This is a genomic window from Microcystis sp. LE18-22.4A (assembly GCF_027531105.1).
Lineage (GTDB): Bacteria > Cyanobacteriota > Cyanobacteriia > Cyanobacteriales > Microcystaceae > Microcystis > Microcystis aeruginosa.
This window is the reverse complement of record NZ_JAPZRB010000440.1, coordinates 1-5,065: the sequence shown is the minus strand read 5'-3', so window position 1 is coordinate 5,065 and position 5,065 is coordinate 1. Positions and strand designations below refer to the sequence as shown.

Sequence of the window (5,065 nt, the reverse complement as noted above, 5' to 3'; positions counted from 1 at the left end):
ATGCGGTTGATAACGAAAGATTTGCAGAAATAATTAATCAGACTCCCTTTAAATATTTATCTTACCGTACCCCGACCGAATGTTACCAAAATCTCTTGAATCAATCGAAGGGAGTACAATAAAACGGTCGTGTTTTAATCTGTGGAAGCCCGTTTAAATAGCATACCTGATTGTCCATCACGTCAAATGTTTTCCCTCTAGATGCTGTTTGACCTCGTTCGTCTCATTCCCCGACCGTCGAGCGTCTGCGACCCCGTTTTCTGACAACGGGACGTTGTCGGGATGTCAAACATGATAATCTAGGTAGCGTAAAGCTACATTATCGCAACCCTAAATTCGTGTCAGCCACCGATCTAACCAAACGCGAGGATATCGCCCCCCTTCGACCTAGCTCAGGGCAAGCCCTCGACAACCCGGACGTATTAGCCCAACTGCTTGCGGCCAAGCGTTCGCCCCGGACGCGACACGCTTATGCGGGGGATTTAAAGGATTTCTTTGTCTTCGCCTTCGGTTGCGAGGAACCGACCCCGGGGGTAACGCAAGAATTCCTCTCCCTCGATCGGTTCGCTGCGCTCTCTTTGGTACTGCGCTATAAGGCTCACCTGCGGGACGAGCGGGGACTAGCAGAGGCGACGAGAAACCGGCGCTTATCGGCGATCAAGTCCCTGGTGAGATTGGCCAATCAACTGGGGCAATGCGATTTCAATCTGTCCGAGGTATCGGGGGACAAGGTGGTGCGTTACCGGGACACCACCGGGGTGAGCAAGGAAGTTTACCGCGACCTGTTGGCCGTTCCCGACCGCTCAACTCTCAAGGGGAAACGGGACTACGCCATCCTACGATTGCTCTGGGATAACGCCCTCCGGCGGGGGGAGATCGAGAGTGCGGATATTAAGGATCTCGATACCGAGGGTCGAACGTTGGCCATCTTCGGTAAAGGCCGGGGTCAACAGAAAGAAACCGTCAGTCTGTCGCGTCCGACCCTCGACGCACTTGTGGATTGGTTACGGGAGCGGCGGGAACTCGATATCCGTCAACCTCTTTTTATCGCCCTCGATCGCTGTAGTCGCGGTCATCGACTGACCGGCTCGGCGATCCATAAATTGGTGGCGAAAATCGCCGCTGCGGCCGGGGTGAACAAGAAAATGTCGCCCCACCGGGTGCGTCATTCGGGAATAACCGCCGCTCTCGACGCGACGGGCGGTGACGTGCGGCGGGTGCAGAAATTGAGCCGTCACGCTGATCTCAATACTTTAATGATCTACGATGACAACCGCAAAAATGTGCAAGGGGAAATCTCCGACCTGTTAGCGGGGTTGGTCTGAGCTTGGAGCAAAGCACTGGTAGCCATATCTATCCTATAGGGCTGGCAAAATTCCCGTAAAATGTAACTAAACGGTGGTTATTGGAAATGGTTATAGAAAAGGAAGCGGTGACGATCCGATTCCCGTCTGAGTTGATGCGGCAGGCCAAGCGGCTCAAGTCTGGGAAAGAATCGTTTAACGAGCTAGTAGTGGAAGCCGTGGAGCGAGAGGTGAGGCGGCGTAAAGCCTTAGAAGCTCACGATACCATCCAGCGATTACACCGAACAGGTCAAACGGAGAACGGGAGTACACCCTGACCCGATCCCCCTGCTCCGTCAGTTGAGAGAGGGGGAATCGGAGCTTGAGTAGTTACTGTATCGATACCAGTGTTTTCATCAAATATTTGTGTCCCGACGAACAGGAAGGAGCGGCGACGGAATTGGTCGGCCGGGCGCTATCGGGTCGGATCGTCCTCCCCTGTTTCGCATGGGCCGAAATCGCTTCGGTTTTGCGGAAAAAAATCAGGAGTGGTCTGCTAACGGAAGGGGAGGCGGGTCAACTCTATAGTGCCTTCGGGGAATTACCGATCGATTATGTCGATGGGGAAGATATTCGAGAGAGGGCGTGGGAGATGGCCCGGATGTACGGTTTACTGACGTTGTACGATGCGGTTTTTCTGGCTGTAGCCGAGAGAGAGAGAGCCAATTACTGGACGGCTGACACGGTATTCTTGAAGGCTCTAGTTCCCAAACCGTCCTATGTGTTCGTTCTGGATGGGGAAAATGAACGCGATGGCTAAAAGACGGTCGGAATGGACAGAAGACGAACTCGATGAAATGTTAGCTTCTGCGGGGCGCGGGGTAGAAGCGATCTCGCGTAGCGAGCGCTTTGCGATCGAGGTGGAGGTGATTCAATCCTTGCGACCGTTGAGCGAGGAGGAGGTCAGGGACAGGGAGCGGTTAGAGCGGACGGTAGAACGGGCTTTCTACCAGGCCGGTTCCGCCCTGCAAGAACTGCGAGATCGACGGTTGTACCGGGACGGGTACGACTCCTTCGAGGATTACTGTCGGGGGCGATTCGGTCACAGTCGTCAGAAGGCCAACTATTTAATTACGGGGGCGGCGATCTACCGAACCCTGAGTGCCGCTAACTGCCCGCTCCTACCATCGAGCGAGTATCAGGTGCGCCCCCTGGCCGTCCTTGCCCCGCAACAACAACCCACCGTCTGGAATGAGGCCGTAGCGGAAGCTGGGGGCAAAACACCCGACCACCGAATCGTTCGCGAGACGGTGGGTAAATACCGGGACAAAGGGAAAGCGAATGTTTTCGAGGTGGGGGAAGTGGTCGGTATCCTTGCCAAAGATAACCCGCGCCTGAAAGGGAAAAACAACTGTTGGGCGATCGTTACTGCCGTTCACCCGCGCTCCTGCGATCTGCGACTTCACGATGGGGCGATCGATCTGGTTAAAATCGAGTACCTCAAGGAGTTAGGCTACACCGAAGGGGACTGTCAGACGGTGCGGCGATTATGCGAACGCAAAGCGCTCGCTACGCGAGATCGATTGTCGAGACTGAGGGAACGCGAGGACTTGGAAGATGCCGCCGTCGCCTTTTTGGGAATCTTGGGGAAACTACAGCGACCCTACTTGAGCGAGTTGGAGGAAGGGATGCTGACCATGTTAGAGAAGTATTACGGGGTAGTGACCGATTGATTTTCGTCCTTGACTGGCGATCGTTCCCTCCGAATTACCGCGACCCCAGATCGAGGGACTAGGAGCGGACGCGGGATCTAGGGGTGTTAGAATTGATAGACCGACCGCGTACCGGATCGCCATCTCTCTCTGCCCGCCATGAGTCAAAAGCCACCCTTCCCGCGACCCGAACTGGATTCCGCCCCGATTACCTTCGACCAATAAGAAGCCTATACACCCGAAAAATTAGAGTTGTGGGAAGGTTTTAACCCCCCCTTTGCCTCTTGCCTCTTGCATGAGTGCCTTTCTTCACTAGGAAATTTATTTTGCACGACTACTTATTAATTAAGGCGATGGAGTTTTAAGTCACCCCTCTTAAATCTGAGATTTAAAAATCATCAATTAGGAGTTTTAACCATGAAAAAAACAACTCTTCCTATTAATTTATCTCAAGAAGAAATTAAACAATTTTGTCAGCGTCACTCGATCTGCAAGTTATCTTTATTTGGTTCAGTATTAAGGGATGATTTTACAAGAGAAAGTGATGTTGATGTTTTAGTAGAATTTGAACAAGGGAAGACTCCTGGTTTAGCTATTATTACGATGGAAGATGAGTTATCAAATATAATAAATCGCCAGATAGATTTAAGAACATCGGCAGATTTAAGCCGTTATTTTCGTGAGCAAGTCTTGGCAGAAGCTATAGTTATTTATGAGCAAAATTGATAATTTAACTCGGCTAAAACACATCAGAGATTCAGCAAAAGAGGCATTATCTTTTGTAAATAATCGCACCAGACAAGATTTAGATGACGATAGGATGTTATCTTTAGCTCTCGTAAGATTAATTGAAATAATGGGCGAAGCTGCTAATAATGTTTCTGAACCTTGCCAAGTTAAGTATTTTAAAATCCCTTGGCGACAAATCATCGGCATGAGAAATCGTATTGTTCATGCTTATTTTGATGTTGACTTAGATATTGTCTGGCAAGTAATCACTCAAGATTTAGGTTTACTTTTGATTGAAGTTGAAAAGGCAATTAAAGAATTGGAAGCGTAAATTATGGGAACAGGAAACAGTTTCGAGCCAATAGACCTCTTAGACCTCTTGCAAAAGTCTTAATTCGATCCTTGTACAGCAACATTTTTGAAGATTATCAACTACTAATAAATAATTAACTGAAAGTCCCTCCCATTATTGTTTCTATCGTTTGTTTTCGGATTTATGCAAGAAGTCTATTAAAGCGATATATCTTCAAGCTCGCAGGAAGTCTGATACAAAAGGCAGTTTAGCACTTGCCCGTATGTCAGATTTGACATATTATGGGATAATAAATGCAAAACAAAAATGATAAAGATATCGTTTGGTTGAGTGGAGAGGTGAAAACTCCTGGGAGATTGGACATGGATTTAGCTAAACGTCAACGTTTAGAAGCGGCGGGCTGGAAGGTGGGAACAGTAGAGGAATTTCTAGAGCTTACGCCCGTAGAATCCGAGCTTATCGAACTCAAACTAGCCCTCGGGAGAAAATTAAAAGAAATTAGAAAAAGTCAAAACATTTCTCAAAAAGAGTTAGCAAAAAGAATGGAATCGAGCCAGTCACGAGTGGCGAAAATTGAATCGGGTGATCCCTCGGTTTCACTTGACCTGATAACCTGCGCCCTTTGTTTATCGGGGGTCACACGTCGGCAGATTGCGGAGGCAATTATTAGCTCGGATGTTAGTTCCGAAGACGATCTCGTGTAGCGAGCGCTTTGCGTTCGCCCACAGTTACCGTGAACTGGTTTCTTCCCCATAAATTGAGTAATTGAACCGTTAGTCAATCGACACTTCGAGACGATACAGGAACGCTTAGGAAGTTGGCCACTCGTTGCCTTGTTCTTCAAACCTTGAGTGAGGAAACTTCACTCGATCGAGGACGCGCTTTCCCCTAATGGGACTTAAACGCCAAATAAAGATCAAATCGAGTATAATCGTTAAAGAGTAAGCACTTTACGTTGAAAGAGCAGCGATGAAAGAGACAACCCCAGCCGCGATGCCCCCATGCTTTGACCGATGGTGTCGGCGGTT

Annotated in this window: 7 protein-coding genes; all 7 read left to right on the top strand. The window is 49.2% G+C overall.

Translation table 11 applies throughout. The features are described from left to right. Positions 1 to 734: 734 nt before the first annotated feature. The 7 genes from O9295_RS19385 (at position 735) to O9295_RS19360 (ending at position 4,741) form a co-directional block, all read left to right on the top strand. Entirely contained in the window at positions 735 to 1,325 is a 591-nt protein-coding gene (locus O9295_RS19385) for a tyrosine-type recombinase/integrase (RefSeq protein WP_235614827.1), read from the top strand. 86 nt (positions 1,326 to 1,411) lie between these two features. Beyond that, positions 1,412 to 1,621: a YlcI/YnfO family protein gene (locus tag O9295_RS27495; protein WP_353851878.1), complete on the top strand. Its 210-nt coding sequence runs from the start codon at positions 1,412 to 1,414 to the stop codon at positions 1,619 to 1,621. A 44-nt stretch (positions 1,622 to 1,665) separates the two neighbouring features. Then, complete coding sequence (locus O9295_RS19380; protein ID WP_139374444.1) at positions 1,666 to 2,103, top strand: type II toxin-antitoxin system VapC family toxin; 438 nt, start codon at positions 1,666 to 1,668, stop codon at positions 2,101 to 2,103. After that, entirely contained in the window at positions 2,096 to 3,016 is a 921-nt protein-coding gene (locus O9295_RS19375) for a hypothetical protein (RefSeq protein WP_353851877.1), read from the top strand. Before O9295_RS19380 ends, O9295_RS19375 begins: the two co-directional genes overlap by 8 nt. A gap of 396 nt (positions 3,017 to 3,412) precedes the next feature. After that, complete coding sequence (locus tag O9295_RS19370) at positions 3,413 to 3,721, top strand: nucleotidyltransferase family protein (protein ID WP_024968661.1); 309 nt, start codon at positions 3,413 to 3,415, stop codon at positions 3,719 to 3,721. Beyond that, positions 3,708 to 4,055 carry a HepT-like ribonuclease domain-containing protein gene (locus tag O9295_RS19365; protein WP_159253659.1) on the top strand — a complete coding sequence of 116 codons (348 nt, stop codon included), beginning with the start codon at positions 3,708 to 3,710 and terminating at the stop codon, positions 4,053 to 4,055. Before O9295_RS19370 ends, O9295_RS19365 begins: the two co-directional genes overlap by 14 nt. Before the next feature lie 275 nt (positions 4,056 to 4,330). Then, complete coding sequence (locus O9295_RS19360; RefSeq protein ID WP_288034646.1) at positions 4,331 to 4,741, top strand: helix-turn-helix domain-containing protein; 411 nt, start codon at positions 4,331 to 4,333, stop codon at positions 4,739 to 4,741. The last annotated feature ends 324 nt before the right edge of the window (positions 4,742 to 5,065 follow it).

What these genes read in the sequence shown, in the direction of transcription:
- O9295_RS27495 (WP_353851878.1), top strand. Translation starts at nt 1,412, where the DNA reads ATGGTTATAGAAAAGGAAGCGGTGACGATCCGATTCCCGTCTGAGTTG.
- O9295_RS19375 (WP_353851877.1), top strand. Translation starts at nt 2,096, where the DNA reads ATGGCTAAAAGACGGTCGGAATGGACAGAAGACGAACTCGATGAAATG.
- O9295_RS19370 (WP_024968661.1), top strand. Translation starts at nt 3,413, where the DNA reads ATGAAAAAAACAACTCTTCCTATTAATTTATCTCAAGAAGAAATTAAA.
- O9295_RS19365 (WP_159253659.1), top strand. Translation starts at nt 3,708, where the DNA reads ATGAGCAAAATTGATAATTTAACTCGGCTAAAACACATCAGAGATTCA.
- O9295_RS19360 (WP_288034646.1), top strand. Translation starts at nt 4,331, where the DNA reads ATGCAAAACAAAAATGATAAAGATATCGTTTGGTTGAGTGGAGAGGTG.